Source organism: Stutzerimonas frequens (genome assembly GCF_024448335.1).
In the GTDB taxonomy this organism is placed as follows: Bacteria; Pseudomonadota; Gammaproteobacteria; order Pseudomonadales; family Pseudomonadaceae; genus Stutzerimonas; species Stutzerimonas frequens.
In genome coordinates this window covers 1-25,097 of the sequence record NZ_JAMOHM010000016.1, presented here as the reverse complement: position 1 = coordinate 25,097, position 25,097 = coordinate 1, and the positions used below count along the sequence as shown (strand labels likewise).

Below are 25,097 nucleotides of genomic sequence, written 5' to 3'. Positions count from 1 at the left end.
TCAGGTCTCCAAATGGGGTTCGATGGCCACGCAGATCAGCTTCACGCCGCGGGCCAGGATGCTGGTGCGCGCCTCGTCGCTGAGGCGCTCATCGGTGATCAGGGTGTGCACGCTGCTCCAGGGCAGCTCCAGATTGGGGATGCGCCGGCCGATCTTGTCGGCCTCGGCAAGCACGATGACCTCGCGTGCGACATCGGCCATCACCCGCGACAGCCCAAGCAGCTCGTTGAAGGTGGTGGTACCGCGCTCCAGGTCGATGCCGTCGGCGCCGATGAACAGCTGGTCGAAGTCATAGGAACGCAGCACCTGTTCGGCCACCTGGCCCTGGAAGGACTCCGAGTGCGGGTCCCAGGTGCCGCCGGTCATCAGCAGCACCGGCTCGTGCTCCAGCTCGCGCAGGGCATTGGCCACGTTCAGCGAATTGGTCATCACCACCAGCCCGTGCTTGTAGCCGAGCTGAGGGATCATCGCCGCAGTGGTGGTGCCGCTGTCGATGATGACCCGCGCGTGCTCGCGAATGCAGCCGACAGCCGCGCGGGCGATCGCCTGCTTGTAGGGCGAGACGGGCTGTGCAGTGTCGCCGATCAGCTCCTGCGGCAGCGACACGGCACCGCCGTAGCGGCGCAGCAGCAGGCCATTCTTTTCCAGGGCGGCGAGGTCCTTGCGGATGGTGACTTCGGACGTCTCGAAGCGCCGCGACAGCTCATCGACGCTGACCTCGCCGCGCTCGTTGAGCAGCGCCAGGATGACGTGACGACGTTGTGGCGTATTGCGCTTCGACATTTACATGTTTCGATTCGAAAGTTAACGGCGCGAATCAAAACATATGCCCGAGGTGATCGCAAGCCCTGCCCGGCAGCCGGCACAAGCCATCCGGCCAAGGTCCTTTTTCCTCAGGATTTGTTTTTCACCGGTCGCTGCCAGCCATCGATGTTGCGCTGACGTCCGCGACCGAGTGCCAAGGTATGCGCCGGAACGTCCGCAGTGATGGTCGACCCGGCGCCGGTAGTGGCGCCGTCGCCCAGATTCAGCGGCGCCACCAGCGAGCTGTTGGAGCCGATGAACACGTCCTCGCCCATCACCGTCTTGAACTTGTTGGCGCCGTCGTAGTTGCAGGTGATTGTCCCGGCGCCGATGTTGGTCCGCGCGCCGATCTCGGCGTCGCCCAGGTAGCTCAGATGACCGGCCTTGGCGCCGTCGCCGAGGCTCGCATTCTTCATCTCGACGAAGTTGCCCACATGCGCCTTGGCACCGAGTGTGCTGCCGGGACGCAGCCGGGCGAACGGTCCGCAGTCGGCGCCCTCGCCCACCACCGCACCGTCCAGATGGGAATTGGCCTTGACGATAGCGCCGCGGCGCAGGGTGCTGTCCTTGATCACGCAGTTCGGGCCGATCTGTACATCATCCTCGATGACCACCTCGCCCTCGAGCACCACGTTGACGTCGATGAGCACGTCCCGGCCGACACTCACTTCGCCGCGCAGATCGAAACGCGACGGGTCGCGCAGCGTGACGCCCTGGGCCATCAGCCGGCGCGCAGCACGCAGCTGGTAGTGGCGCTCCAGTTCGGCGAGCTGGATGCGGTCGTTGGCGCCCTGCACCTCCATGGCGTCCTGTGGCTGTTCGGTGGCCACCCGCAGGCCGTCGGCCACGGCCATGGCAATCACGTCGGTAAGGTAGTACTCGCCCTGGGCGTTGCTGTTGGACAGGCGGCCAAGCCATTCGCCGATGCGGCTGCCCGGTACGGCGAGAATCCCGGTGTTGCCCTCACGGATCGCCTTCTGCTCGGCACTGGCATCCTTGTGCTCGACAATGGCCTGCACTTCGCCTTGTGCGTCACGGACGATCCGGCCGTAGCCAGTCGGGTCATCCAGGGTCACCGTCAGCAATGCCAGCTGCTCGGGTCCGACCTTCTGCAGCAAACGCTGAAGGGTCTCGGCCTCAATCAGCGGCACATCGCCGTAGAGGATCAGCACGCGCTCGGCCGACAGATTCGGTAACGCCTGGGCCACCGCATGCCCGGTACCCAGCTGCTCGGCTTGAACCACGTAGTTAAGGTCGTCCCCGACCAGCCGCTGGCGCACCTGCTCGGCACCGTGGCCGATCACCACCTGAATACTGCGCGGCTGCAGCGCACGCGCCGTGCTTATGACGTGACCGAGCATGGATTGGCCGGCGACTGGATGCAGCACCTTGGGCAGTGCCGAACGCATGCGGGTGCCCTGACCGGCGGCGAGAATGACGATATCGAGGGACATGAAGCGATTCCTGAACGGGTTCGGCCCGACAGCTCACCTGTAGGTAGTCAGGGTGCAGCTGGTATCAGCGCCGACAAATGGCAGACAAAGAAAAAGGGTAGCCAAGGCTACCCTTTTACTCGTGCGCGATGAAGTTGCGAGTCGATCAGTGACGACCGTACTTCTTGCGCATTGCCTCGATGGTCCGCAGCTGGGCTGCAGCCTCGGCCAGGCGAGCGGCCGCGGAGCCATAATCGAACTCAGCGCCCTTCTCGTGCAGGGCCTTCTCGGCAGCCTTGACGGCGGCCTGCGCGGCAGCTTCGTCGATGTCCTTGGCGCGGGTAGCGGTATCGGCGAGAACCTTCACCATGTTCGGCTGGACTTCGATGAAGCCGCCGGAGATGTAGAAGATTTCCTCGTCCCCACCCTGCTTGATCACTCGAACCGGACCCGGCTTGAGATCGGTCAGCAGCGGCGCGTGACCCGGCAGAACGCCGATGTCACCCAGGTTGCCGTGGGCGACGACCATTTCCACCAGCCCCGAGAACAGCTCTTCTTCCGCACTGACGATGTCGCAATGCACTGTCATAGCCATGTTCATGCCTCGGTAATCAGCCTGACCAGCAGCTGCGGGTCAGGCTGGTTGGCGCCCGCGAACGGGCGCGCCAGTTACAGTTTCTTGGCTTTCTCGATGGCTTCGTCGATGCTGCCGACCATGTAGAACGCCTGTTCCGGCAGATGGTCGTAGTCGCCATTGAGGATGCCGGAGAAACCACGGATGGTTTCCTTCAGCGGCACGTACTTGCCTGGCGAGCCAGTGAAGACTTCGGCCACGAAGAACGGCTGGGACAGGAAGCGCTGGATCTTACGAGCACGGGATACCAGCTGCTTGTCGGTCTCGGACAGTTCGTCCATACCGAGGATCGCGATGATGTCCTTCAGCTCCTTGTAGCGCTGCAGCACGTACTGAACGCCGCGAGCGGTGTCGTAGTGCTCCTGGCCAATGACCAGCGGATCCAGCTGACGCGAAGTCGAGTCGAGCGGATCGACCGCCGGGTAGATACCCAGGGAGGCGATGTCACGCGACAGTACGACGGTAGCGTCGAGGTGGGCGAAGGTGGTCGCCGGGCTCGGGTCGGTCAGGTCGTCCGCAGGTACGTATACGGCCTGTACGGAGGTAATCGAACCGTTCTTGGTGGAGGTGATGCGCTCCTGCAGAACGCCCATCTCTTCGGCCAGGGTCGGCTGATAACCTACCGCCGAAGGCATACGACCCAGCAGGGCGGATACTTCGGTACCGGCAAGGGTGTAACGGTAGATGTTGTCGACGAACAACAGTACGTCACGGCCTTCGTCACGGAACTTCTCGGCCATGGTCAGACCGGTCAGAGCAACGCGCAGACGGTTTCCCGGCGGCTCGTTCATCTGGCCGTACACCAGGGCTACCTTGTCCAGAACGTTGGAGTCTTTCATCTCGTGATAGAAGTCGTTACCTTCACGAGTACGCTCACCCACACCGGCGAACACGGAGTAACCGCTGTGCTCCATCGCGATGTTACGGATCAGCTCCATCATGTTTACGGTCTTGCCGACACCGGCACCACCGAACAGACCGACCTTACCGCCCTTGGCGAACGGGCAAACCAGGTCGATAACCTTGATGCCGGTTTCCAGCAGCTCGTTGCCACCAGCCTGCTCGGAATAGGACGGCGCAGCGCGGTGAATGGTCCAGCGCTCTTCTTCGCCGATCGGGCCGGCTTCGTCGATGGGGTTACCCAGGACGTCCATGATGCGACCCAGGGTCTGCTTGCCGACCGGTACGGAGATACCGGTGCCGGTGTTGACGACGTCCAGGCCGCGCTTGAGGCCTTCGGTCGAACCCATGGCGATGGTACGGACAATGCCGTCACCCAGCTGCTGCTGGACTTCCAGGGTGGTCTCGGCGCCCTGAACTTTCAGTGCGTCATAGACGTTCGGTACCAGATCGCGCGGAAATTCCACGTCGATAACGGCGCCGATGATTTGAACGATACGTCCGCTACTCATGTTTGGTTCCTCTGAATATTTGAACCGTTCTTAAACCGCGGCAGCGCCGCCGACGATTTCCGAAATTTCCTGAGTGATCGCAGCCTGACGGGCCTTGTTGTAGACCAGTTGCAGGTCGCTGATCAGCTCACCGGCGTTGTCGGTTGCGTTCTTCATGGCAATCATCCGCGCGGCCTGTTCGGCTGCGCCGTTCTCAACCACCGCCTGATAGGCCTGGGACTCGATGAAACGAACCAGCAGGGCATCCAGCAGCTGCTGGGCGTCCGGCTCGTAGAGGTAGTCCCACTGACCTTTCTTGACCGGCTCGGCGTTCTCGTCTGCGGCCAGGGGCAGCAGCTGATCGACCGTGGGCTTCTGGGTCATGGTGTTGATGAACTTGTTGGATACCAGGTACAAGCGATCGATACGGCCTTCGTGGAAGCCGTCCAGCATGACCTTGACGCTGCCGATCAGATCGTTGATCGATGGCTCTTCGCCGAGGTTGCCGATCGCCGCGACGACGTTGCCGCCGAAGCTGCGGAAGAAGCTCGCGCCCTTGTTGCCGATCACGCAGAGGTCGACTTCGACCTTCTGATCGTGCCACTCCTTCATGTTCTTGATCAGGACCTTGAACAGGTTAATGTTCAGGCCACCGCACAGACCACGATCAGTAGACACGACGATATAGCCGACACGCTTGACCGGACGCTCTACCATGAACGGGTGACGGTATTCCGGGTTGGCGTAGGCCAGATGGCCGATTACCTGCCGGATCCGCTCCGCATAAGGGCGGCTGGCAGCCATGCGCATCTGTGCCTTGCGCATCTTGCTGACCGCCACCTTTTCCATGGCGCTGGTGATCTTCTGCGTGCTTTTGATGCTCGCAATCTTGCTGCGAATCTCTTTTGCGCCTGCCATTTGACACCTATCGGGTTAGCAGGCGGGAGCCTCGCGGCTCCCGCTGCGGCTTACCAGCTTTGCGTGGCCTTGAACTTCTCGATACCAGCCTTCAGGCCAGCGTCGATTTCGTCATTGAAGTCGCCCTTCACGTTGATCTTCGCCATCAGGTCGGCGAACTCGCGGTTGAAGAAGGCGATCAGGGCCTGCTCGAAGGCGCCAACCTTGGCCACTTCCACGTCCGCCAGATAGCCACGCTCGGCGGCATACAGGGACAGGGACATGTCGGCGATGGACATCGGCGCGTACTGCTTCTGCTTCATCAGCTCGGTAACGCGCTGACCATGCTCCAGCTGCTTGCGGGTCGCTTCGTCGAGGTCGGAAGCGAACTGTGCGAATGCGGCCAGTTCACGGTACTGAGCCAGTGCGGTACGGATACCACCGGACAGCTTCTTGACGATCTTGGTCTGCGCGGCACCACCGACGCGGGATACCGAGATACCGGCGTTGACGGCCGGACGGATGCCTGCGTTGAACATGGCCGATTCCAGGAAGATCTGACCGTCGGTGATGGAAATCACGTTGGTCGGAACGAACGCGGAAACGTCGCCCGCCTGGGTTTCGATGATCGGCAGAGCGGTCAGGGAACCGGTCTTGCCAGTCACGGCGCCGTTGGTGAACTTCTCGACATACTCTTCGGATACGCGCGATGCACGCTCCAGCAGGCGGCTGTGGAGATAGAACACGTCGCCCGGGTAGGCTTCACGTCCCGGCGGACGACGCAGCAGCAGGGAAATCTGGCGGTAGGCCACGGCCTGCTTGGACAGATCGTCATAGACGATCAGCGCGTCTTCACCGCGGTCGCGGAAGTACTCGCCCATGGTGCAGCCGGCATACGGAGCCAGGTACTGCAGCGCAGCGGACTCGGAAGCCGAAGCAGCCACCACGATGGTGTTCTGCAGGGCACCGTGCTCTTCCAGCTTGCGCACTACGTTGGCGATGGTCGACTGCTTCTGACCGATGGCAACGTAGACGCAGCGGATGCCACTGTTCTTCTGGTTGATGATGGCGTCGATGGCCAGGGCGGTCTTACCGATCTGACGGTCACCGATGATCAGCTCACGCTGGCCACGGCCTACCGGGATCATGGCGTCGACCGACTTGTAACCGGTCTGTACCGGCTGGTCGACCGACTTACGCCAGATCACGCCCGGTGCGACTTTCTCGACCGCATCAGTTGCCTGAGCGTTGATCGGGCCTTTGCCGTCGATCGGGTTGCCCAGCGCGTCGACCACGCGACCCAGCAGCTCCGGACCAACCGGAACTTCGAGGATGCGGCCGGTGCACTTGGCGCTCATGCCTTCGGTCAGGCCCAGGTAGTTACCCAGAACCACGGCACCTACGGAGTCCTGCTCCAGGTTCAGTGCCATGCCGAAGATGCCGCCAGGGAACTCGATCATTTCGCCGTACATGACGTCGGCCAGACCGTAGATGCGTACGATACCGTCAGAAACGCTGACGACGGTGCCCTCGTTACGGGCTTGAGCAGCGACATTCGATTTCTCGATGCGCTGCTTGATGATTTCACTAATCTCGGAAGGATTCAGTTGCTGCATGCCATGACCCTCAAATCAGGATTTCAACGATTCGGCCAACTGGCTCAGTTTGCCGCGGACCGAACCGTCGACAACCACATCACCGGCGCGAATCAACACGCCGCCGATCAGCGCAGGATTCACGACCTGCTGGAGGTTGACGGTGCGATCTAGCCGCTTCGACAGGGCGGCAGCCAAAGTTTGGAGTTGCGCGTTGCTGAGCTCAAAGGCGGTTTCAACTTCTGCCTCGAGCGTTTTCTCGGCTTGCGCCTTGATGTCCTCGTACAGCTCCCACACGGTCGGCAGGACCGACAAGCGATCGTTTTCGCCAAGGGTCTGAACGTAGTTGCGGAACGCCTCGTCGGCATCGTCACCAAGTACACGTACCAGCGCCTGGACCTTGCTTTCGCTGGTCAGACGAGGGTCGTTCAGCAACGCTGCGACTTCTGGGACTTCAACAGCGACGGCAGCCAGGTTGAGCATTTTCGACCAGGAATCGGTCTGTCCTGCGGCGCTGGCAAACTCGAAAGCGGCTTTCGCGTAAGGCCGAGCAAGCGTCTGGGTATTGATCATCGCTTGCCTCGCTTAGAGTTGGGAGGCCAGTTTTTCGACCAGCTCGTTGTGTACCTTGGCGTCCACCTGGGACTCCAGGATCTTCTCTGCACCGGCGACGGCAAGAGCCGCTACCTGGCTGCGCAGTTGGTCCCTGGCACGGTTCACTTCCTGTTCGATCTCGGCGCGGGCGCCGGCGACCAGTCGCTCGCCTTCGGCACGTGCCTGCTGCTTGGCTTCCTCGATGATCGCATTGGCGTGCTTGTTCGCCTGCTCGATGATCTGGGCAGCCTGCTCCTTGGTCTCGCGGAGGGTGTTGGACACCTTGTCCTGAGCCAGTTTCAGGTCCTGCTGCGCACGGCCTGCCGCATCCAGTCCTTCGGCGATCTTCTTCTGGCGCGCTGCCATGGCTGCCGTGATTGGCGGCCATACGAGCTTCATGCAGAACCAGACGAAGATAGCGAAGGCGAGCGTTTGACCGAACAGCGTCAAGTTAATGTTCACAGCGATTTACCTCGTGCTATCTCGTTCAACGCGGGAGTCATTCCACGGCGACGGGGTCCGCCCGGCGAACCCCATCTCAAACCGGAAAGTGATTAACCGGCGACAACGAAGATGAGGTACATCGCGATACCAACGCCGATCATCGGTACGGCGTCGAGCAGGCCGGCCATCAGGAAGGTCTTGGTTTGCAGCTGAGGAGCCAGCTCTGGCTGACGAGCAGTGGATTCCAGCAGCTTGCCACCCAGCAGGGCGAAGCCAATACCGGTGCCCAGGGCACCCAGACCGATCATGATGGAGGCGGCGATGTAGACGAGTTCCATGTAAAGCTCCTGAAGCTAAGGGGGTTAAGGTTTTCTTGGGTAAAGCAAAACGGTTGTAACGGTTCAGCTGTTACGGCGTGAGCTCGGCGTGCCCATGATCTTCATGAGCAGAACTCAGGTACACCACGGTCAGAACCATGAAGATGAACGCCTGAAGCGGGATCACCAGGATGTGGAAGATCGCCCAGGGCACATTCAGGGTCCACTGCACGTAGAACGGCAGCAGCGCGATAAGGATGAACACCACCTCACCGGCATACATGTTGCCGAACAGACGCAGCGCGAGGCTGAGCGGCTTGGTCAGCAAACCGAGGATTTCCAGGAACAGGTTGAACGGAATCAGCGACCAGTGGTTGAACGGGGTGAAAGCCAGCTCCTTGCTGAAACCACCGATACCCTTGACCTTGACGCTGTAGAACAGGATGAGGATGAACACGCCGAGCGACAGACCGAAGGTGCCGTTGGGATCGGCGGTCGGCACGATCTTGAATGCCGGCAGACCGAGCAGCCCAGCGATGCCCGGGATGTAGTCGACCGGGATCCACTTCAGGCTGTTCATCAGGAACACCCAGACGAAGATGGTCAGCGCCAGCGGAGCAATGAGTGGGTTGCGGCCATGGAATGTGTCCTTGACCACGCCTTCGACGAACTCGACGCACATCTCGACGAAGTTTTGCAGCTTGCCCGGTACACCGGCGGTGGCAGACTTGGCAGCGCTGCGGAACAGCAGGATGAAGATGGCGCCCATCAGCAGCGACCAGCCAAGGGTATCCAGGTGAAATGCCATGAAGCCCATGTCACGAGCTTCCAGCCCCGTCTGGGCGATGGTCCAGGTGGCCTGATCGAGAACGGAGCCATCAGCACGCTCGTAACCTGCCGGCAGCTTGCCGTAGGTGAGGTTTTGCAGGTGGTGCTGGATATATTCAGCGGGGGTACTCGCCATAAACGCCTCAATGCTCAATGCTTCGGATTGTTTTTCATCAGCAGGAGCGCGCTTGCTCCGACACCCAGAACCAGCAGATAGCCGGCAAACAAGGCAATCGGGTCCAGCGGCTTCACTCCCACGAACACCAACGCAAACAGCGCTGCTGCCAGAATCTGTTTACCCATCTCGCCAGACCAGAAGGACTGGATGATTGCCCGAGTCGAACGTGCGCCAAAGTACCGAAAGGCCTTGTACGCGAAATACACGTTCGCCGACAGCGCAATCAGACCGCCACACAGTGCGGAGTAGCCGGCGACCATACCAAATACCAGGCCACATGACACAGCGGTCGCAACCACGACCATCGCCTGCATCAGCAATACGCGAAAAGCCGGGAGGCGATGGAAGGGTGTTCTGTTGCGTATGTTCACCGGATTTCCATCGCTGCAGCGGGCCGCGTAAATAATTGTCCGCAGTCAAAAAAGCGCGGCGAGTATAGGAGCAGGCCAGCCGGGGTTCAACTCTCCGGTAGTATTTTCCGACCGGCACTACATGGATTTTGTATCAACGAATGTGCGCCAGAACGCCCTGCAATTCGTCCAGCGAACTGTAGCGGATCACCAGTTGGCCCCTGCCCTTCTGCCCATGCTTGATCTGAACCGGCGAGCCCAGCCGTTCGGCAAGGCGCTGTTCCAGGCGGCTGATATCCGGATCGCTCTTGACCTCGGCCTTCGGCTTTTCTTTATCGCTCAGCCACTGACGTACCAGGGCCTCGGTCTGGCGGACCGTCAGACCACGTGCGACAACATGCCGCGCGCCCTCGACCTGTTGGTCACCCGGCAAACCCAGCAAGGCGCGCGCATGGCCCATCTCCAGATCACCATGGGCAAGTAGCGTCTTGATCTCGTCCGGCAGGGCTATCAGTCGCAGCAGATTACTGACGGAGACACGCGACTTGCCGACCGCATCGGCGACCTGTTGCTGGGTCAGCTGGAACTCCTGCTGCAAACGCTGCAGCGCCACCGCCTCTTCGATCGGGTTGAGATCCTCGCGCTGAATGTTCTCGATCAGCGCCATGGCGATCGCCGCTTCGTCCGGGACCTCACGAACCAGCGCTGGCACCTTCTCCAACCCGGCCTGCTGGCTGGCCCGCCAGCGCCGCTCGCCAGCAATGATTTCGTAGCGACCACCACTCAGCGGTCGCACCACGATCGGCTGCATCACGCCGTGGTTCTTGATCGACTGGGCCAGCTCTTCCAGTGCCTGCGGGTCCATGTCACGTCGCGGCTGGTACTTGCCGCGCTGGATCAGCTCCAGCGGCAGATGCTGGAGTTCGCGGGTATCGACCTTGGCAGCCTCTTCCTGCATGGCCGAAACACTGGCGCCGCCGAGCAGGGCATCGAGTCCACGGCCTAGGCCTCTTTTCTTGGTCGCCATGAGTAGTCCTTATGCGAGGGCGCCACGCGCCGACTGGCGCTGGCGTCGCGACAGTTCTCCGGCCAGGGCCAGGTAGGCCAGTGCGCCCTTGGATTGCTTGTCGTAGACCAGCGCCGGCATACCGTGGCTGGGTGCCTCGGCAAGCCTGACGTTGCGCGGGATGACGGTGTCGTAGAGCTTGTCGCCAAAATGCGCCTTGAGCTGCTCGGAGACATCGTTGGTCAGGCTGCTGCGCGGGTCGTACATGGTGCGCAGCAGACCTTCGATCTTCAGACTCGGATTGAGTGCCTGACCGATGCGCTGGATCGAGTTGACCAGGTCGGTGAGCCCTTCGAGCGCGTAGTACTCGCACTGCATTGGGATGATCACTCCGTCCGATGCAGCCAGAGCATTGATAGTCAGCATCGACAGCGACGGGGGGCAGTCGATGAGGATGTAGTCATAATTTTCGCGGACCGGCGCCAGGGCTTCGCGCAGGCGCTTTTCCTTGGCCGGCAGATTCAACAGGGCCACCTCGGCCGCGGTCAGGTCGCGGTTGGCCGGCAGCAACTGGTAGCCACCGTGCTCGGAGAACTGCATGGCATCAACCAGGCTGCATTCGCCGATCAGCACATCGTAAATCGAGTATTCCAGGCCGAGCTTGTCCACACCGCTGCCGGTGGTGGCGTTGCCCTGCGGATCGAGATCGATCAGCAGCACGCGCCGGCGCGTCGCAACCAGCGAAGCGGCCAGGTTGATACAGGTGGTGGTCTTGGCGACACCGCCTTTCTGGTTGGCAATGGCGAAGACTTTAGCCATGGTCAGTGTCAGTCCGGGTCATGAAGTGCGGCGCAGTATCAGCAGATGGCGCTGGCCTTGGCAACCGGGAACCTTGAGTACGTGACAGGCATCGAGGCGGAAGTCCGCAGGCAGGCGCTGCAGCTCGTCGTCCGGCTGCACGCCTTTCATCGCCAGCCAGCGCGTTTCGGTATCGCCCAGATGGCGTGTCCAGCTGGCAAAGTCCTCCAGCGAGCTGAAGGCACGCGAGGTGATGCCGTCGAAAGCGATGGCTGGCTGGAACTGCTCGACACGGCTGTGCACCACCTCGAGATTGGCCAGTTTCAGCTCCAGCTTCACTTGGGTGAGAAAGCGCGTCTTCTTGCCGTTCGAGTCCAGCAGGGTGAAGGCCAGCTCGGGGAACATGATCGCTAGCGGCACGCCAGGCATGCCGCCACCGCTGCCGACATCCAGCCAGTTGCGCCCACCTTCGGCGACGAAGGACACCACGCTGAGGCTGTCGAGCAGGTGCCGCGACACCATCTCGTCCGGGTCGCGTACGGCGGTCAGGTTGTAGGCCTTGTTCCACTTGATCAGCAGCGCCAGGTAGGCCAGCAGCAGTTGTTGCTGGCGGTCGTCCAGCGGGATGCCGAGCTGTCTGGCGCCGCGGACAAGTTCTTCGGCGTGGGATTCGCTGACCAGATTCATCAGGCGCTCTGCTCCAGCTGCTGACCGGCGCTGCGCTTCTTCAGGTGGATCATCAGCAGAGACACCGCAGCGGGAGTGACCCCGGGAATACGTGAGGCCTGGCCAAGCGTCTCGGGGCGAGCCTGGCCGAGCTTGTGCTGGATTTCCTTGGACAGCCCCGGGATGGTCGCGTAATCCAGATCTGCCGGCAGCGCGACACTCTCGCTGGCCCGCAGCTTCTCGATCTCGTCCTGCTGCCGCTCAATGTAACCGGCGTACTTGGTCTTGATCTCAACCTGCTCGGCGACCTGCGGATCCGGTTCGCCCGGCCCGGTCAGTTCGATCAGGCTCTGATAATCGATTTCGGGACGCGCAAGCAGATTGAGCAGGTTGTACTCGCGGGCCAGCGGGCTGCCGAAGCGTTCGGCGATGGCATCGCCTTGCGGCGTGCCGGGGCGCACCCAGCTGTTCTTCAGGCGCTGTTCCTCGCGCTCGATGCCCTCGCGCTTGGCGCAGAACGCCGCCCAGCGGGCGTCGTCCACCAGCCCGAGCTCGCGGCCCTTCTCGGTCAGGCGCAGGTCGGCATTGTCCTCGCGCAGAATCAGCCGGTACTCGGCGCGCGAGGTGAACATGCGATACGGCTCCTGCGTGCCGAGGGTGATCAGGTCATCGACCAGCACGCCGAGATAGGCCTCATCGCGTCGCGGACACCAGCTGTCCTTGCCCTGAGCACGCAGCGCCGCATTTGCGCCGGCGAGCAGGCCCTGAGCACCGGCTTCTTCGTAACCGGTGGTGCCATTGATCTGGCCGGCGAAGAACAGCCCGCCAATGACCTTGGTCTCCAGGCTGTACTTGAGATCACGTGGATCGAAATAGTCGTATTCGATGGCGTAGCCCGGCCGCACGATGTGCGCATTTTCCATGCCACGAATGCTCTGCACGATCTGCAGCTGCACGTCGAACGGCAGCGAGGTGGAGATGCCGTTGGGATAAAGCTCGTGAGTCGTCAGGCCTTCCGGCTCGAGGAAGACCTGATGGCTGTCCTTGTCGGCAAAACGATGAATCTTGTCTTCGATCGAAGGGCAGTAGCGCGGTCCCACGCCTTCGATCACGCCGGAATACATCGGCGAGCGATCGAGGTTGGCGGCGATGATCTCGTGAGTACGCGCGTTGGTGTGGGTGATCCAGCAGCTGACCTGCGGCGGATGCTGCTCCCGGCTGCCGAGAAAGGACATCACCGGCAGCGGCGTGTCGCCAGGTTGCTCGGTCATCTGCGAAAAGTCCACCGAACGGCCGTCGATGCGTGGCGGCGTGCCGGTCTTCAGCCGACCGACGCGCAGCGGCAGTTCGCGCAGGCGCTTGGCCAAGGCGATCGAAGGCGGATCGCCTGCACGTCCGCCTGAATAATTCTGCAGACCTATGTGGATAAGTCCGCCAAGAAAGGTTCCGGTGGTCAGCACCACTGACGTGGCGAGGAAACGCAGCCCCATCTGCGTGACGACGCCACGGACCTCGTTCTGCTCGACGATCAGGTCGTCGGCCGCTTGCTGAAATATCCACAGGTTGGGCTGGTTTTCCAAGGCTTTGCGAACTGCAGCCTTGTAAAGCACCCGGTCAGCTTGTGCACGGGTGGCACGCACGGCAGGTCCCTTGCGGCTGTTGAGCACACGAAACTGGATGCCGCCCTTGTCGGTCGCGGTCGCCATGGCGCCGCCCAGAGCGTCGATTTCCTTGACCAGATGACTCTTGCCGATGCCACCGATGGCAGGGTTGCAGCTCATCTGGCCGAGGGTTTCCACGTTGTGGCTGAGCAGCAGGGTCTTCACGCCCATGCGTGCCGCTGCCAGCGCAGCTTCGGTGCCGGCATGGCCGCCGCCGATAACGATCACGTCAAAACGGGAAGGGAAGTCCACCACGCACCTCGTGCCTGTCTAGATGGGAGTTTGGGAAACCGCGAAGTATAGGGATTTAGCCGGAGCTAAAGAAGGGCTCTGAGCAAAAAATGACCAACCATTCGACGGAGGTATGTCAGTGGGTAAACATAGAAATAGAGAAGAAATAGATAAGAAGCTTATTTTTATGTTTATGTATGGTGGAGTACCGTCCTGTGGATAAGCCTCTGAAGCCCGCGTCGCTCTAGTTCTCCAGAAAAGGATAAGGCTGTGCTTCGGCTGGGTGTTAGCCGTGTGAACGCGGCGCGCATCCTGTGGATTAAAGCTCTGGTTATGCACATATGGATTTGACACCCGCTTTTAAGATGACTTTTCTACTGCCTTCAGGCGGGCTTTTCCACAGGGCTTATTGACGGTACAACGGGCAGCCGAATGCCTGCGCTGGGTTTCTTCAGCGCGACGTTGCGCGTTGTGGGTGAAGGGAGAGGAAGTGAAGCGGGCGCGATCAACGCCCGTTCTGAGTCATTTGCCGATGCAGAAGCTGGAGAAGATTCGCCCGAGCAGGTCGTCCGAGCTGAACGCTCCGGTAATCTCGCCGAGCGCCTGTTGTGCCAGGCGCAGATCCTCGGCCAGCAGCTCGCCCGCGCCGGCCAGTGTCAGTTGGGCATGTCCATGCTGCAGATACTGGTCGGCCAGACGCAGTGCGTCCAGATGGCGGCGCCGAGCGCTGAAGCTGCTTTCAGAAGTCTGCTCGTAACCTATGCACTGCTTGAGGTGTTCGCGGAGCAGCTCGATCCCTTCACCTGATCGGGCGCACAGGCTCAGGGTTGCCTGTCCGCTGTCGTCAAAGCGAATCGCGATCGGCTCACCGCTCAGATCGGCTTTGTTTCGGATCAGCGTCACCCGGTTCGGTGCCGGGCTGAACTCGAGAAACTCCGGCCAGAGGGCCATGGGGTCCAGCGCTTCAGGTGCACTGGCATCGACCATCAGCAGCACTCTGTCCGCTTCGCCGATGGCGTTGAGCGCACGTTGCACGCCGATGCGCTCGACCTGATCGTCGGTGTCGCGCAGACCGGCCGTGTCGACGACATGCAACGGCATGCCATCGATGAGGATGTGTTCGCGCAGCACGTCGCGGGTGGTCCCGGCAATATCGGTCACAATCGCAGCCTCGCGGCCCGCCAGTGCATTGAGCAGGCTGGATTTACCGGCGTTCGGGCGTCCCGCGATCACTACCGTCATCCCGTCCCGCAGCAAGGCACCCTGGCCGGCCTCCCGCAGCACTGTGGATAACTCTGCTATCACGGCGTTCAGCTGCGCCAGGACATGCCCATCGGCCAGAAAGTCGATCTCTTCTTCAGGAAAATCGATCGCTGCTTCTACGTAGATGCGTAGCTGAATCAACTTCTCGGTCAGTTGGTGCACGCGGCGAGAGAATTCGCCCTGCAGCGAACGCACCGCGTTGCGCGCCGCCTGTGCCGAGCTCGCTTCGATGAGATCGGCGATCGCCTCGGCCTGGGCCAGATCCAGCTTGTCGTTGAGAAAGGCGCGCTCACTGAACTCGCCTGGTCGAGCCAGACGCACGCCGAGTTCGACGCAGCGCTGCAGGAGCATGTCCAGAACAACCGGGCCACCATGCCCCTGTAGTTCGAGTACGTCCTCACCGGTGAACGAATGCGGGCCTGGAAAGAACAGCAGCAAGCCCTCGTCGATCACCTCGCCATCGTCTGCGTGAAATCCACCGTAGTGCGCATGCCGTGGTGTTGGCTCACGACCGGTCAGGGTAATGGCGATGGCCTTGGCCCGTGGCCCTGAGACCCGGACGATACCGACCCCTCCGCGCCCCGGGGCGGTAGCGACGGCAGCTATGGTGTCGCGAACTGGATTCATGCGGCCTCCTTTCTGGATCGCAGATAGCAGAACGCCCCAATCAAGGGGCGTTGTGCATGAGCATCTGAGGCGTCAGGCGGGCTTCGCCGCGGCCTCGATCTTGCGGGTAATGTACCACTGCTGAGCGATGGACAGGACGTTGTTGACGACCCAGTACAGCACGAGACCGGCAGGGAACCAGAGGAAGAAGAAGGTGAAGATGATCGGCAACAGCTTCATCACCCGAGCCTGCATGGGGTCCGGCGGCGTCGGGTTGAGCTGCTGCTGAATGAACATGGTCACGCCCATGATGATCGGCAGGATGAAGAACGGATCCTTGATCGACAGGTCGGTGATCCAGAACATCCAGGGCGCTTGGCGCATCTCGACGCTTTCCAGCAGGACCCAGTACAGCGCCAGGAACACCGGCATCTGCACCAGGATCGGCAGGCAGCCACCCAGCGGATTGATCTTTTCCTTCTTGTACAGCTCCATCATCGCCTGGGACATCTTCTGGCGATCGTCGCCATGCTGTTCCTTCAGCGCCTGCATCTTCGGCGAGACCGCGCGCATGCGGGCCATCGACCGGTAACTAGCGGCAGAGAGCGGGAAGAAGGCGAGCTTGATGACGATGGTCAGCACAATGATCGACCAGCCCCAGTTGCCGAGCAGCGCGTGGATGTTCTCCAGCAGCCAGAAGATCGGCTGGGCGATGAACCAGAGAATGCCGTAGTCGACCGTCAGACGCAGACCCGGCGAGAGCTCTTCCAGTTTGTCCTGGCTCTTCGGGCCGGCATACAGCGTGGCGCCGGTCTCACCCTGAGCACCGGCCGGCACCGTGACCGCCGGGCCGGTGAAACCGATGATGTAGTTGCCCTGGCTGTCCTTGCGGGTCTGCACCTGGTTGGTGTTGTCCGCCTGCGGGATCCAGGCGGTGACGAAGTAGTGCTGCAGCCAGGCGATCCAGCCGCCCTGCACGCTTTCACGCAGGTTGCTTTCATCCATGTCGCCCATGGAGACCTTGCGATAGGGCTCGTCCTTGGTCCACAGCGCGGCACCCAGATAAGTGGCGGTGCCGGTGGCGGTGCTCGAGGATGGGTCGCCGCTGTTGTCGCGCTTGAGTTGGCCGAACAGATAGCCGGTCCAGGGCTTTTCACTCTGGTTGTCGATCAGGTAGTTGACCTTCAGCGCGTAGTTGCCTCGCTCCAGAGTGAAGCGCTTGGTGTAGTTGACCCCATCGGCGTTGTAGTTCAGGTCGACAACCAGCTCATCCTGCCCTTCGGCCAGTCGATACTCGGTTTTCTCACTGCTGTACTGCGGACGGCCGCTGGCCTTGTCCGGACCATCGCCAATCAGGCCGCTCTGCGCTTCATAGGTGCGCTCGCTGCTGCGCTCGAACAGCTGGAACGGCACATCGGGCCGATCCTGACGGCGAGGATACTGCGGCAGATGCAGCTCGACGATGTCCCCGCCACGCGGATCGATGGCCAGATCCAATACGTCAGTGCGCACCCGGATCAGTTGACTACTCGGTGCGCTGGCTGGCAGGGCGCTGGCCTGCTGCTGACCGGCCACGGCCGGGACGTCATCAGCATTGCCTTCGGTCGTCGCACTCGGGCTGTCCGGCAGTGCCGGCGCGGCTGGCTGGCTTTGCGCGGTTTCGGTCGGCAAAGCTGCCTGACCGTAATCCTGGTTCCACTGAAGAACCATCAGGTAGGCAACGACTGCCAGAGCTACGAGCAGTATCGAGCGTTTGATATCCATGGTTACTTGGCCATCGGAGATGAATTGGAAGTGTTGTGAGGAGGCACAGGATCGTAGCCACCAGGGTTCCACGGGTGGCAACGCCCCAACCTGCGCAGGCTCAGCCAGCCGCCACGCAACAGACCATGGGTTTCGATGGCCTCTAGTGCATAGCAGGAGCAGCTTGGATAGAAACGACAGTGACTGGCCATCATCGGACTGATGGCGTACTGGTAGACCTTGATCGAAGCAATGGCCAATTTACGCATGGGTGCTGTTGGCGGCTCCAGGTTCGACGGCGGCCTTGGCTGGGTTGCGTGACAGTCGCTTCCAGAGCTTGGCGAACTGCTTCGCCAGTTCGGGATTGTCCAGATCAGCCAATCCCTTGCGAGCGATGATCACGATGTCCCAGCCCGCCAATTCCAGTTGGTGGTGGCGAAAGGTTTCCCGTATCTGCCGCTTTATGCGGTTACGTTCCACCGAAAGCTTGACGCTTTTCTTGCCGATCACCAACCCGAGGCGGGGGTATTGCAGATCGTTCTCGCGTGCCAGCAGCAGGACGTTCCTGCCAGGCACCTTACCGGAAGGGGAGTCGAAGACTGCCTTGAATTGGCGGGGAGTCAGCAGACGCTTTTCCCGGCCGAAGCCCCGACTCACTACCTGTTCCGATATCAGACGGTCAGACGCTTACGGCCTTTGGCGCGACGGCGGGACAGAACTTGACGACCGTTCTTGGTGGCCATGCGGGCACGGAAGCCATGGGTACGAGCGCGCTTGATGGTGCTGGGTTGGAAAGTGCGTTTCATGGTGCGGTTACCTGGTGATCCATTGCGGGCCGGAATGGCCCCCTTTTAAGAGACCGGCGATTGTAGAGAAGCTGTCCAGCCAGGTCAATTTCCAACCAGTTCCGCCGAGCCAGAAAATAGATAAGAAAGAAAAGAAATATAAGCTCTTAAGATGTAATGCTTATGTATGTACCCACCACGATCTGTGGATACCTTTCTGCAGGCCATACGCAGCAAGGGCTGCAGCGATTGAAAAGCAGGTGGAAAAGCGGTGCGGCGGGGGTGGGGAGCCTCTGTGCAGCCTGGGGATGAAGTCCGGATTTATCCACAGAGGACATAGCCCATCGCTTTCCCACAGGGTTGAACACCGCTCTTAGGTGGAGTTATCAACAGGCTTGCAGGGTGGCTTTTCGTTCTGTCTGCTAAGCCGGAATCGCAGTGGCACGGGTCGGGTTCTTGTGGATAACCAACCGGTGCACAGCTACAATGGCCGCCGTCTTACCTCGACAGAGTCGATAGGAGCTTCCGTGTCGGTGGAACTTTGGCAGCAGTGTGTTGAGCTTTTGCGCGATGAACTGCCTGCTCAGCAATTCAACACATGGATTCGTCCCCTGCAGGTGGAGGGCGACGGCGATGAACTGCGCGTCTATGCCCCCAATCGCTTCGTGCTCGACTGGGTCAATGAAAAGTACCTGTCGCGACTGCTGGAGCTGCTTTCCGAACGGTCGACCGGGCTGGCGCCGGCACTCTCCCTTCTTATAGGTAGCAAGCGCACCTCGTCCGCAGCCCTGCCCTCCGCGGCCGCAGCTGCGCGCGCCCAGCCGCAACCAGCAACAACCACGCCGGTCACGCCCGCAGCGGTGGCGCAACCGCAAGCGGCCCGGTTCGAGCCGGTGGTTGCCGACCCCCCAGAGCCGGAGCCGCCGCGTACCGAGCGTACCGTCCAGGTCGAAGGTGGTCTAAAGCACACCAGCTATCTGAATCGCACCTTCACTTTCGAGAATTTCGTCGAAGGCAAATCCAACCAGCTGGCGCGGGCTGCGGCCTGGCAGGTGGCGGACAACCCCAAGCACGGTTACAACCCGCTCTTCCTTTATGGGGGGGTGGGCCTGGGCAAGACCCACCTGATGCATGCGGTGGGCAACCATCTGCTGAAGAAGAATCCGAACGCCAAAGTGGTGTACCTGCACTCGGAGCGTTTCGTGGCCGACATGGTCAAGGCCCTGCAGCTCAACGCGATCAACGAGTTCAAGCGCTTCTACCGTTCAGTGGATGCGCTGCTGATCGATGACATCCAGTTCTTCGCCAAGAAAGAGCGTTCCCAGGAAGAATTCTTCCATACCTTCAATGCGCTGCTTGAAGGCGGCCAGCAGGTCATTCTCACCAGCGACCGCTATCCGAAGGAGATAGATGGGCTGGAAGAGCGTCTTAAGTCGCGTTTCGGTTGGGGTTTGACCGTAGCGGTCGAGCCACCTGAACTGGAGACCCGTGTGGCGATCCTGATGAAGAAGGCGGATCAGGCCAAGGTGGACCTGCCCCACGATGCGGCCTTCTTCATCGCCCAGCGCATTCGCTCCAACGTCCGCGAGCTCGAGGGTGCGCTGAAGCGGGTGATCGCCCATGCCCACTTCATGGGCCGCGACATCACCATCGAGCTGATACGCGAATCGCTGAAGGACCTTCTGGCGTTGCAGGATAAACTGGTCAGCGTCGACAATATCCAGCGCACCGTGGCCGAGTACTACAAGATCAAGATTTCCGATCTGCTGTCCAAGCGGCGTTCTCGTTCGGTCGCGCGTCCGCGGCAAGTGGCTATGGCTTTGTCCAAGGAATTGACCAATCACAGCCTGCCGGAGATCGGCGATGCGTTCGGCGGTCGAGATCACACCACGGTTCTGCATGCCTGTCGTAAGATCGCCGAATTGCGGGAAACAGACGCGGATATACGCGAAGATTACAAAAATCTGCTGCGAACTTTGACAACGTGAGTGCGACCTAATCTATAGGCAAGGGACCAGACCATGCATTTTTCCATTCAGCGCGAAGCCCTGTTGAAACCCCTGCAGCTGGTTGCTGGCGTCGTAGAACGCCGTCAGACCTTGCCGGTGCTGTCCAACGTTCTTCTTGTCGTACAGGGGCAGCAGTTGTCGCTGACCGGTACCGATCTCGAGGTTGAACTGGTGGGGCGCGTCGCGCTCGAAGATGCCGCCGAGCCTGGCGAGATCACCGTGCCGGCACGCAAGCTGATGGATATCTGCAAGAGCCTGCCGAGCGATGCGCTGATCAGTATTCGCCTGGATGACCAGAAGGTCGTCATCAAGTCGGGGCGCAGCCGCTTCACGCTGTCGACCCTGCCGGCCAACGATTTCCCCACAGTGGAAGAAGGTCCTGGCTCACTGTCGTTTACCGTCGAGCAGGGCAAGCTGCGCAAGCTCATCGAGCGCAGCGCGTTCGCCATGGCCCAGCAGGATGTGCGCTATTACCTCAACGGCATGCTGATCGAAGTGTCCAGCGGCATGCTGCGTGCCGTGGCCACCGATGGCCATCGCCTGGCCATGTGCTCGATGCAGGCCGGCATCGAACAGCCGGATCGCCATCAGGTGATCGTCCCGCGCAAGGGCATCCTGGAACTGGCGCGCCTGCTCAACGATCAGGATGCCGAAGTCAGCATCGTACTGGGTCAGCATCACATTCGCGCGACTACTGGCGAGTTCACCTTCACCTCCAAGCTGGTGGACGGAAAATTCCCGGACTACGAGCGTGTGCTGCCGCGGGGCGGTGACAAGCTGGTGGTCGGTGATCGCCAGCTGCTGCGCGAGGCGTTCAGCCGCACGGCGATCCTCTCCAACGAGAAGTACCGCGGCATTCGCCTGCAGTTAGAAAGCGGCCTGTTGAAGATCCAGGCCAACAACCCGGAGCAGGAGGAAGCCGAAGAGGAAGTTGCAGTCGATTACAACGGAGGATCGCTGGAGATCGGTTTCAACGTCAGCTACCTGCTCGATGTCCTGGGCGTGATGACCACCGAGCAGGTGCGTCTGATTCTCTCCGACGCCAACAGCAGCGCTCTGGTGCAGGAGTTCGACAACGACGATTCCGCTTACGTCGTGATGCCGATGCGTCTGTAACCCCGCTTAATGTCCCTCAGCCGTCTCTCCGTCACCGGGGTTCGCAATCTGCACCCGGTGACGCTGACCCCTTCCCCGCGCATCAACATCCTCTTCGGCGACAACGGCAGCGGCAAGACGAGCCTGCTGGAAGCCATCCACCTGCTCGGGCTCGCACGTTCCTTTCGCAGTATTCGACTGAATCCGGTGATCACCTATGAGCAGCCGGCCTGCACGGTGTTCGGCCAGGTCGAGCTTCCGGACCAGCACAGTCGAGCCCTGGGGGTTTCCAGAGATCGCAGCGGCGAAGTCAGGATTCGTATCGATGGGCAGAGCGTTCGCTCTGCCGCCGAGCTGGCTGACACCCTGCCGCTGCAGCTGATCAACCCGGACAGTTTTCGCTTGCTGGAGGGGGCCCCCAAGCTGCGCAGGCAGTTCCTAGACTGGGGTGTGTTCCACGTGGAACATCGTTTCATGAGTGCCTGGCAGCGCCTGCAGCAGGCCCTGCGGCAACGGAACTCATGGCTCCGGCATGGTACACTGGACGGCGCTTCGGACGCCGCGTGGAGCCGGGAACTGAGCCTGGCCAGCGACGAGATCGATGGTTATCGCCGGGCTTACATCCAAGCGCTTAAACCGGTCTTCGAGAAGACGCTCAAGGCGCTGCTGAACCTGGATGGCCTGACGCTGAGCTATTACCGCGGTTGGGACAAGGGTCGCCCATTGGTCGATGTGCTTGCTTCGTCACTGGAGCGCGATCGTGCGATGGGCCATACGCAGTCCGGCCCACAGCGTGCGGATCTACGACTCAAGGTGGGTACTCATAACGCGGCTGAAGTGTTGTCGCGTGGGCAACAGAAGCTGGTGGTGTGTGCATTGCGCATTGCCCAAGGTCATCTCGTCAGCGAGGCCAAGCGCGGGCAATGCATTTATCTGGTCGACGACCTGCCCTCGGAGCTGGATGCGCAGCACCGATTGGCGTTGTGCAGGTTGCTCGAGCAGCTGAACTGTCAGGTGTTTATTACCTGCGTCGATTCAACCGTTTTGCAAGAAGGCTGGGGTGAACAGACACCAGTCTCAATGTTTCACGTGGAACATGGGCAAATAACCCAACTCCACGGCCCCTCGGGAGTGAAGGCATGAGTGAGAACCACACGTACGACTCTTCGAGCATCAAGGTGCTGAAAGGTCTTGATGCCGTGCGTAAGCGCCCTGGCATGTATATCGGCGACACCGATGACGGCACCGGCCTGCACCACATGGTCTTCGAGGTCGTCGATAACTCGATCGATGAAGCGCTGGCCGGCTACTGCAGCGATATTTCCATCACCATCCATACCGACGAATCCATTACCGTGCGCGATAACGGGCGCGGCATTCCGGTGGATATTCACGAAGAAGGTGTATCGGCAGCCGAGGTCATCATGACCGTGCTGCACGCTGGCGGTAAGTTCGATGACAACTCCTACAAGGTATCCGGTGGTCTGCACGGCGTGGGTGTCTCGGTGGTGAACGCATTGTCCGAGGAGCTACTGCTGACCATCCGCCGCGAAGGCAAGGTGTGGGAACAGCTCTATCGCCATGGCGTCCCGCAAGCTCCGCTCGCGGCGGTGGGCGAAACCGATACGTCGGGCACGCAGATCCATTTCAAGCCCTCCGCCGAGACCTTCCAGAACATCCATTTCAGCTGGGACATTCTGGCCAAGCGTCTGCGCGAGCTGTCTTTCCTCAACTCCGGCGTGGGTATCGTCCTGCGCGACGAGCGCACGGCCAAGGAAGAACTCTTCAAGTACGAGGGCGGCCTCAGCGCCTTCGTCGCCTACCTGAACACCAACAAGACCGCGGTGAACCAGGTCTTCCACTTCAACGTCCAGCGTGACGATGGCGTCGGCGTCGAAGTCGCGCTGCAGTGGAACGACAGCTTCAACGAGAACATCCTCTGCTTTACCAACAACATTCCCCAGCGTGACGGCGGTACCCACCTGGCCGGCTTCCGTTCCGCGCTGACGCGCAACCTGAACAACTACATCGAGCAGGAAGGTCTGGCGAAGAAGCACAAGATCTCCACCACCGGTGACGATGCGCGTGAAGGCCTGACCGCAATCATCTCGGTCAAGGTGCCGGATCCGAAGTTCAGCTCGCAAACCAAGGACAAGCTGGTTTCTTCTGAGGTGAAGACGGCGGTGGAACAGGAAATGGGCAAGTACTTCGCCGACTTCCTGCTGGAACATCCCAACGAAGCCAAGGCTGTGGTTGGCAAGATGATCGACGCCGCGCGTGCCCGTGAGGCGGCGCGCAAGGCGCGGGAAATGACCCGCCGCAAGGGTGCGCTGGATATCGCCGGCCTGCCGGGCAAGCTTGCCGACTGTCAGGAGAAGGATCCTGCGCTGTCCGAACTGTACATCGTGGAGGGTGACTCCGCGGGTGGCTCGGCGAAGCAGGGCCGCAACCGCAAGACCCAGGCGATCCTCCCGCTCAAGGGCAAGATCCTCAACGTCGAGAAGGCACGCTTCGACAAGATGCTCTCGTCCCAGGAAGTCGGCACGCTGATCACCGCGCTGGGTTGCGGCATCGGCCGCGAGGAATACAACATCGACAAGCTGCGCTACCACAACATCATCATCATGACCGATGCTGACGTTGACGGTTCGCACATCCGCACCCTGCTCTTGACCTTCTTCTTCCGCCAGTTGCCCGAGCTGATCGAGCGTGGCTACGTGTATATCGCGCAGCCGCCTCTGTACAAGGTCAAGCGCGGCAAGCAGGAGCAGTACATCAAGGACGACGAGGCGATGGAGGAGTACCTCACTCAATCGGCCCTGGAAGATGCCAGCCTGCACGTCAACGATGATGCGCCAGGCCTGGCCGGCGAAGCGCTGGAAAGGCTGGTCAACGACTACCGTACGGTAATGAAGACCCTGCAGCGCCTGTCGCGGCTGTACCCGCTGGAGCTGACCGAGCACTTCATCTATCTGCCTCGGGTTACGCTCGAGCAGCTGGCTGACCACTCCGCGATGCAGTCCTGGCTCGAGCAGTACAGCGCGCGGCTCAAGGGTGGCGAGCGCTCGGGGCTGGTCTACAACCTCAGCCTGCGCGAGGACAAGGAACGCCACCTGTGGCTCCCGGAGGTGGAGATCAGCTCCCACGGCCTGGCCAGCTACATCACCTTCAACCGTGATTTCTTCGGCAGCAACGATTACCGCACGGTGACCGCGCTGGGCGAGAAGCTCAACAGTCTGCTGGAAGAAGGTGCCTACGTGCAGCGTGGCGAGCGCAAGAAGCCGGTCGCCAGCTTCAAGGAAGCGCTGGACTGGCTGATGAACGAGGGTACCCGTCGACACAGCGTTCAGCGCTACAAGGGTCTCGGCGAGATGAACCCGGACCAACTGTGGGAAACCACCATGGACCCGAACGTGCGGCGCATGCTCAAGGTGACGATCGAGGACGCTATCGCGGCCGACCAGATCTTCAACACGCTGATGGGCGATGCAGTGGAACCGCGCCGGGAGTTCATCGAGTCCAACGCCTTGGCAGTCTCCAATCTGGACTTCTGATGCGGCGGCACTTGTAGAGTCAAAGTGGTGCAAAGAAAGCCCCGGCCCCGGCCGGGGTTTTCATTTTAAAAATAGACAGATCGAATCGACGCCAATGTTTTAATCAATTTCGGAATATCCCTACTGCGGAGTAGAGTTTGTCTCATTCGAGTCATTCATCTTAAGAGCCCTAAGGGCCAATACACTTTGACGGGGTAAGTCGCCAATGTTGGATT

Annotated in this window: 24 protein-coding genes; 4 read left to right on the top strand and 20 right to left on the bottom strand. The window is 60.9% G+C overall.

Annotated elements, in window-relative coordinates; translation table 11 throughout:
• From NAO55_RS18195 to rpmH, 20 genes are all read right to left on the bottom strand, one after another.
• Positions 1-783 carry a DeoR/GlpR family DNA-binding transcription regulator gene (locus NAO55_RS18195; protein WP_102839103.1) on the bottom strand — a complete coding sequence of 261 codons (783 nt, stop codon included), beginning with the start codon at positions 781-783 and terminating at the stop codon, positions 1-3.
• A gap of 110 nt (positions 784-893) precedes the next feature.
• Positions 894-2,258 carry a bifunctional UDP-N-acetylglucosamine diphosphorylase/glucosamine-1-phosphate N-acetyltransferase GlmU gene (gene glmU, locus NAO55_RS18190; RefSeq protein ID WP_102839104.1) on the bottom strand — a complete coding sequence of 455 codons (1,365 nt, stop codon included), beginning with the start codon at positions 2,256-2,258 and terminating at the stop codon, positions 894-896.
• 145 nt (positions 2,259-2,403) lie between these two features.
• The gene (locus NAO55_RS18185) at positions 2,404-2,832 is read right to left on the bottom strand and encodes a F0F1 ATP synthase subunit epsilon (RefSeq protein ID WP_003303687.1); all 429 of its coding nucleotides are present in this window, start codon (positions 2,830-2,832) and stop codon (positions 2,404-2,406) included.
• 74 nt (positions 2,833-2,906) lie between these two features.
• Entirely contained in the window at positions 2,907-4,283 is a 1,377-nt protein-coding gene (gene atpD, locus NAO55_RS18180) for a F0F1 ATP synthase subunit beta (RefSeq protein WP_003284839.1), read from the bottom strand.
• A 30-nt stretch (positions 4,284-4,313) separates the two neighbouring features.
• Entirely contained in the window at positions 4,314-5,180 is an 867-nt protein-coding gene (atpG, locus tag NAO55_RS18175; protein WP_063540246.1) for a F0F1 ATP synthase subunit gamma, read from the bottom strand.
• A gap of 50 nt (positions 5,181-5,230) precedes the next feature.
• Positions 5,231-6,775: a F0F1 ATP synthase subunit alpha gene (gene atpA / locus NAO55_RS18170; RefSeq protein ID WP_019405952.1), complete on the bottom strand. Its 1,545-nt coding sequence runs from the start codon at positions 6,773-6,775 to the stop codon at positions 5,231-5,233.
• 15 nt (positions 6,776-6,790) lie between these two features.
• A complete protein-coding gene (locus NAO55_RS18165) occupies positions 6,791-7,327 on the bottom strand; it encodes a F0F1 ATP synthase subunit delta (protein WP_011915194.1) in 537 nt (178 codons plus the stop codon).
• Between the two features lie 12 nt (positions 7,328-7,339).
• Positions 7,340-7,810 carry a F0F1 ATP synthase subunit B gene (locus NAO55_RS18160; RefSeq protein ID WP_102839105.1) on the bottom strand — a complete coding sequence of 157 codons (471 nt, stop codon included), beginning with the start codon at positions 7,808-7,810 and terminating at the stop codon, positions 7,340-7,342.
• A gap of 92 nt (positions 7,811-7,902) precedes the next feature.
• Positions 7,903-8,130 carry a F0F1 ATP synthase subunit C gene (gene atpE, locus NAO55_RS18155; RefSeq protein ID WP_003290909.1) on the bottom strand — a complete coding sequence of 76 codons (228 nt, stop codon included), beginning with the start codon at positions 8,128-8,130 and terminating at the stop codon, positions 7,903-7,905.
• Between the two features lie 70 nt (positions 8,131-8,200).
• Complete coding sequence (atpB, locus tag NAO55_RS18150) at positions 8,201-9,073, bottom strand: F0F1 ATP synthase subunit A (protein ID WP_063540249.1); 873 nt, start codon at positions 9,071-9,073, stop codon at positions 8,201-8,203.
• 14 nt (positions 9,074-9,087) lie between these two features.
• Positions 9,088-9,486, bottom strand: coding sequence for a F0F1 ATP synthase subunit I (locus tag NAO55_RS18145; protein WP_073865897.1), 399 nt, complete (start codon positions 9,484-9,486; stop codon positions 9,088-9,090).
• A gap of 133 nt (positions 9,487-9,619) precedes the next feature.
• Positions 9,620-10,492, bottom strand: a complete 873-nt coding sequence (locus NAO55_RS18140) for a ParB/RepB/Spo0J family partition protein (protein WP_102839106.1) — start codon at positions 10,490-10,492, stop codon at positions 9,620-9,622.
• Between the two features lie 9 nt (positions 10,493-10,501).
• Positions 10,502-11,290, bottom strand: coding sequence for a ParA family protein (locus tag NAO55_RS18135; protein WP_003303699.1), 789 nt, complete (start codon positions 11,288-11,290; stop codon positions 10,502-10,504).
• Positions 11,291-11,308: 18 nt separating this feature from the next.
• Positions 11,309-11,956: a 16S rRNA (guanine(527)-N(7))-methyltransferase RsmG gene (gene rsmG, locus NAO55_RS18130; RefSeq protein WP_102839107.1), complete on the bottom strand. Its 648-nt coding sequence runs from the start codon at positions 11,954-11,956 to the stop codon at positions 11,309-11,311.
• Positions 11,956-13,848 carry a tRNA uridine-5-carboxymethylaminomethyl(34) synthesis enzyme MnmG gene (gene mnmG / locus NAO55_RS18125; protein ID WP_102839108.1) on the bottom strand — a complete coding sequence of 631 codons (1,893 nt, stop codon included), beginning with the start codon at positions 13,846-13,848 and terminating at the stop codon, positions 11,956-11,958. The genes rsmG and mnmG overlap by 1 nt, the downstream gene beginning before the upstream one ends.
• 501 nt (positions 13,849-14,349) lie before the next feature.
• Positions 14,350-15,717 carry a tRNA uridine-5-carboxymethylaminomethyl(34) synthesis GTPase MnmE gene (mnmE, locus tag NAO55_RS18120; RefSeq protein ID WP_102839109.1) on the bottom strand — a complete coding sequence of 456 codons (1,368 nt, stop codon included), beginning with the start codon at positions 15,715-15,717 and terminating at the stop codon, positions 14,350-14,352.
• A gap of 72 nt (positions 15,718-15,789) precedes the next feature.
• Positions 15,790-17,460 (bottom strand): membrane protein insertase YidC, encoded by a 1,671-nt coding sequence (gene yidC / locus NAO55_RS18115; RefSeq protein ID WP_102839110.1) that lies wholly within the window; start codon positions 17,458-17,460, stop codon positions 15,790-15,792.
• Positions 17,461-17,462: 2 nt separating this feature from the next.
• Positions 17,463-17,708: a membrane protein insertion efficiency factor YidD gene (gene yidD, locus NAO55_RS18110; protein ID WP_102839111.1), complete on the bottom strand. Its 246-nt coding sequence runs from the start codon at positions 17,706-17,708 to the stop codon at positions 17,463-17,465.
• On the bottom strand, positions 17,701-18,096 hold the full coding sequence (rnpA, locus tag NAO55_RS18105; RefSeq protein WP_063540256.1) for a ribonuclease P protein component: 396 nt from the start codon (positions 18,094-18,096) through the stop codon (positions 17,701-17,703). Before rnpA ends, yidD begins: the two co-directional genes overlap by 8 nt.
• 14 nt (positions 18,097-18,110) lie before the next feature.
• Positions 18,111-18,245, bottom strand: a complete 135-nt coding sequence (rpmH, locus tag NAO55_RS18100) for a 50S ribosomal protein L34 (protein ID WP_003290924.1) — start codon at positions 18,243-18,245, stop codon at positions 18,111-18,113.
• Positions 18,246-18,751: 506 nt separating this feature from the next.
• Between rpmH and dnaA the strand changes: the two genes are divergently transcribed.
• From dnaA to gyrB, 4 genes are read left to right on the top strand one after another with little or no spacing between them, the layout of a single operon-like run.
• A complete protein-coding gene (gene dnaA / locus NAO55_RS18095) occupies positions 18,752-20,212 on the top strand; it encodes a chromosomal replication initiator protein DnaA (protein ID WP_102839112.1) in 1,461 nt (486 codons plus the stop codon).
• Positions 20,213-20,245: 33 nt separating this feature from the next.
• On the top strand, positions 20,246-21,349 hold the full coding sequence (gene dnaN / locus NAO55_RS18090) for a DNA polymerase III subunit beta (RefSeq protein ID WP_063540258.1): 1,104 nt from the start codon (positions 20,246-20,248) through the stop codon (positions 21,347-21,349).
• 9 nt (positions 21,350-21,358) lie between these two features.
• Positions 21,359-22,471 (top strand): DNA replication/repair protein RecF, encoded by a 1,113-nt coding sequence (gene recF, locus NAO55_RS18085; protein ID WP_102839113.1) that lies wholly within the window; start codon positions 21,359-21,361, stop codon positions 22,469-22,471.
• Complete coding sequence (gene gyrB, locus NAO55_RS18080; RefSeq protein WP_102839114.1) at positions 22,468-24,882, top strand: DNA topoisomerase (ATP-hydrolyzing) subunit B; 2,415 nt, start codon at positions 22,468-22,470, stop codon at positions 24,880-24,882. The genes recF and gyrB overlap by 4 nt, the downstream gene beginning before the upstream one ends.
• The last annotated feature ends 215 nt before the right edge of the window (positions 24,883-25,097 follow it).

What these genes read in the sequence shown, in the direction of transcription:
- NAO55_RS18135 (WP_003303699.1), bottom strand. Translation starts at nt 11,290, where the DNA reads ATGGCTAAAGTCTTCGCCATTGCCAACCAGAAAGGCGGTGTCGCCAAG.
- NAO55_RS18165 (WP_011915194.1), bottom strand. Translation starts at nt 7,327, where the DNA reads ATGATCAATACCCAGACGCTTGCTCGGCCTTACGCGAAAGCCGCTTTC.
- dnaN (WP_063540258.1), top strand. Translation starts at nt 20,246, where the DNA reads ATGCATTTTTCCATTCAGCGCGAAGCCCTGTTGAAACCCCTGCAGCTG.
- atpG (WP_063540246.1), bottom strand. Translation starts at nt 5,180, where the DNA reads ATGGCAGGCGCAAAAGAGATTCGCAGCAAGATTGCGAGCATCAAAAGC.
- rsmG (WP_102839107.1), bottom strand. Translation starts at nt 11,956, where the DNA reads ATGAATCTGGTCAGCGAATCCCACGCCGAAGAACTTGTCCGCGGCGCC.
- atpD (WP_003284839.1), bottom strand. Translation starts at nt 4,283, where the DNA reads ATGAGTAGCGGACGTATCGTTCAAATCATCGGCGCCGTTATCGACGTG.
- atpA (WP_019405952.1), bottom strand. Translation starts at nt 6,775, where the DNA reads ATGCAGCAACTGAATCCTTCCGAGATTAGTGAAATCATCAAGCAGCGC.
- atpB (WP_063540249.1), bottom strand. Translation starts at nt 9,073, where the DNA reads ATGGCGAGTACCCCCGCTGAATATATCCAGCACCACCTGCAAAACCTC.
- NAO55_RS18195 (WP_102839103.1), bottom strand. Translation starts at nt 783, where the DNA reads ATGTCGAAGCGCAATACGCCACAACGTCGTCACGTCATCCTGGCGCTG.
- NAO55_RS18185 (WP_003303687.1), bottom strand. Translation starts at nt 2,832, where the DNA reads ATGGCTATGACAGTGCATTGCGACATCGTCAGTGCGGAAGAAGAGCTG.
- recF (WP_102839113.1), top strand. Translation starts at nt 21,359, where the DNA reads ATGTCCCTCAGCCGTCTCTCCGTCACCGGGGTTCGCAATCTGCACCCG.
- glmU (WP_102839104.1), bottom strand. Translation starts at nt 2,258, where the DNA reads ATGTCCCTCGATATCGTCATTCTCGCCGCCGGTCAGGGCACCCGCATG.
- gyrB (WP_102839114.1), top strand. Translation starts at nt 22,468, where the DNA reads ATGAGTGAGAACCACACGTACGACTCTTCGAGCATCAAGGTGCTGAAA.
- mnmE (WP_102839109.1), bottom strand. Translation starts at nt 15,717, where the DNA reads ATGAATCCAGTTCGCGACACCATAGCTGCCGTCGCTACCGCCCCGGGG.
- NAO55_RS18140 (WP_102839106.1), bottom strand. Translation starts at nt 10,492, where the DNA reads ATGGCGACCAAGAAAAGAGGCCTAGGCCGTGGACTCGATGCCCTGCTC.
- atpE (WP_003290909.1), bottom strand. Translation starts at nt 8,130, where the DNA reads ATGGAACTCGTCTACATCGCCGCCTCCATCATGATCGGTCTGGGTGCC.
- yidC (WP_102839110.1), bottom strand. Translation starts at nt 17,460, where the DNA reads ATGGATATCAAACGCTCGATACTGCTCGTAGCTCTGGCAGTCGTTGCC.
- rpmH (WP_003290924.1), bottom strand. Translation starts at nt 18,245, where the DNA reads ATGAAACGCACTTTCCAACCCAGCACCATCAAGCGCGCTCGTACCCAT.
- yidD (WP_102839111.1), bottom strand. Translation starts at nt 17,708, where the DNA reads ATGCGTAAATTGGCCATTGCTTCGATCAAGGTCTACCAGTACGCCATC.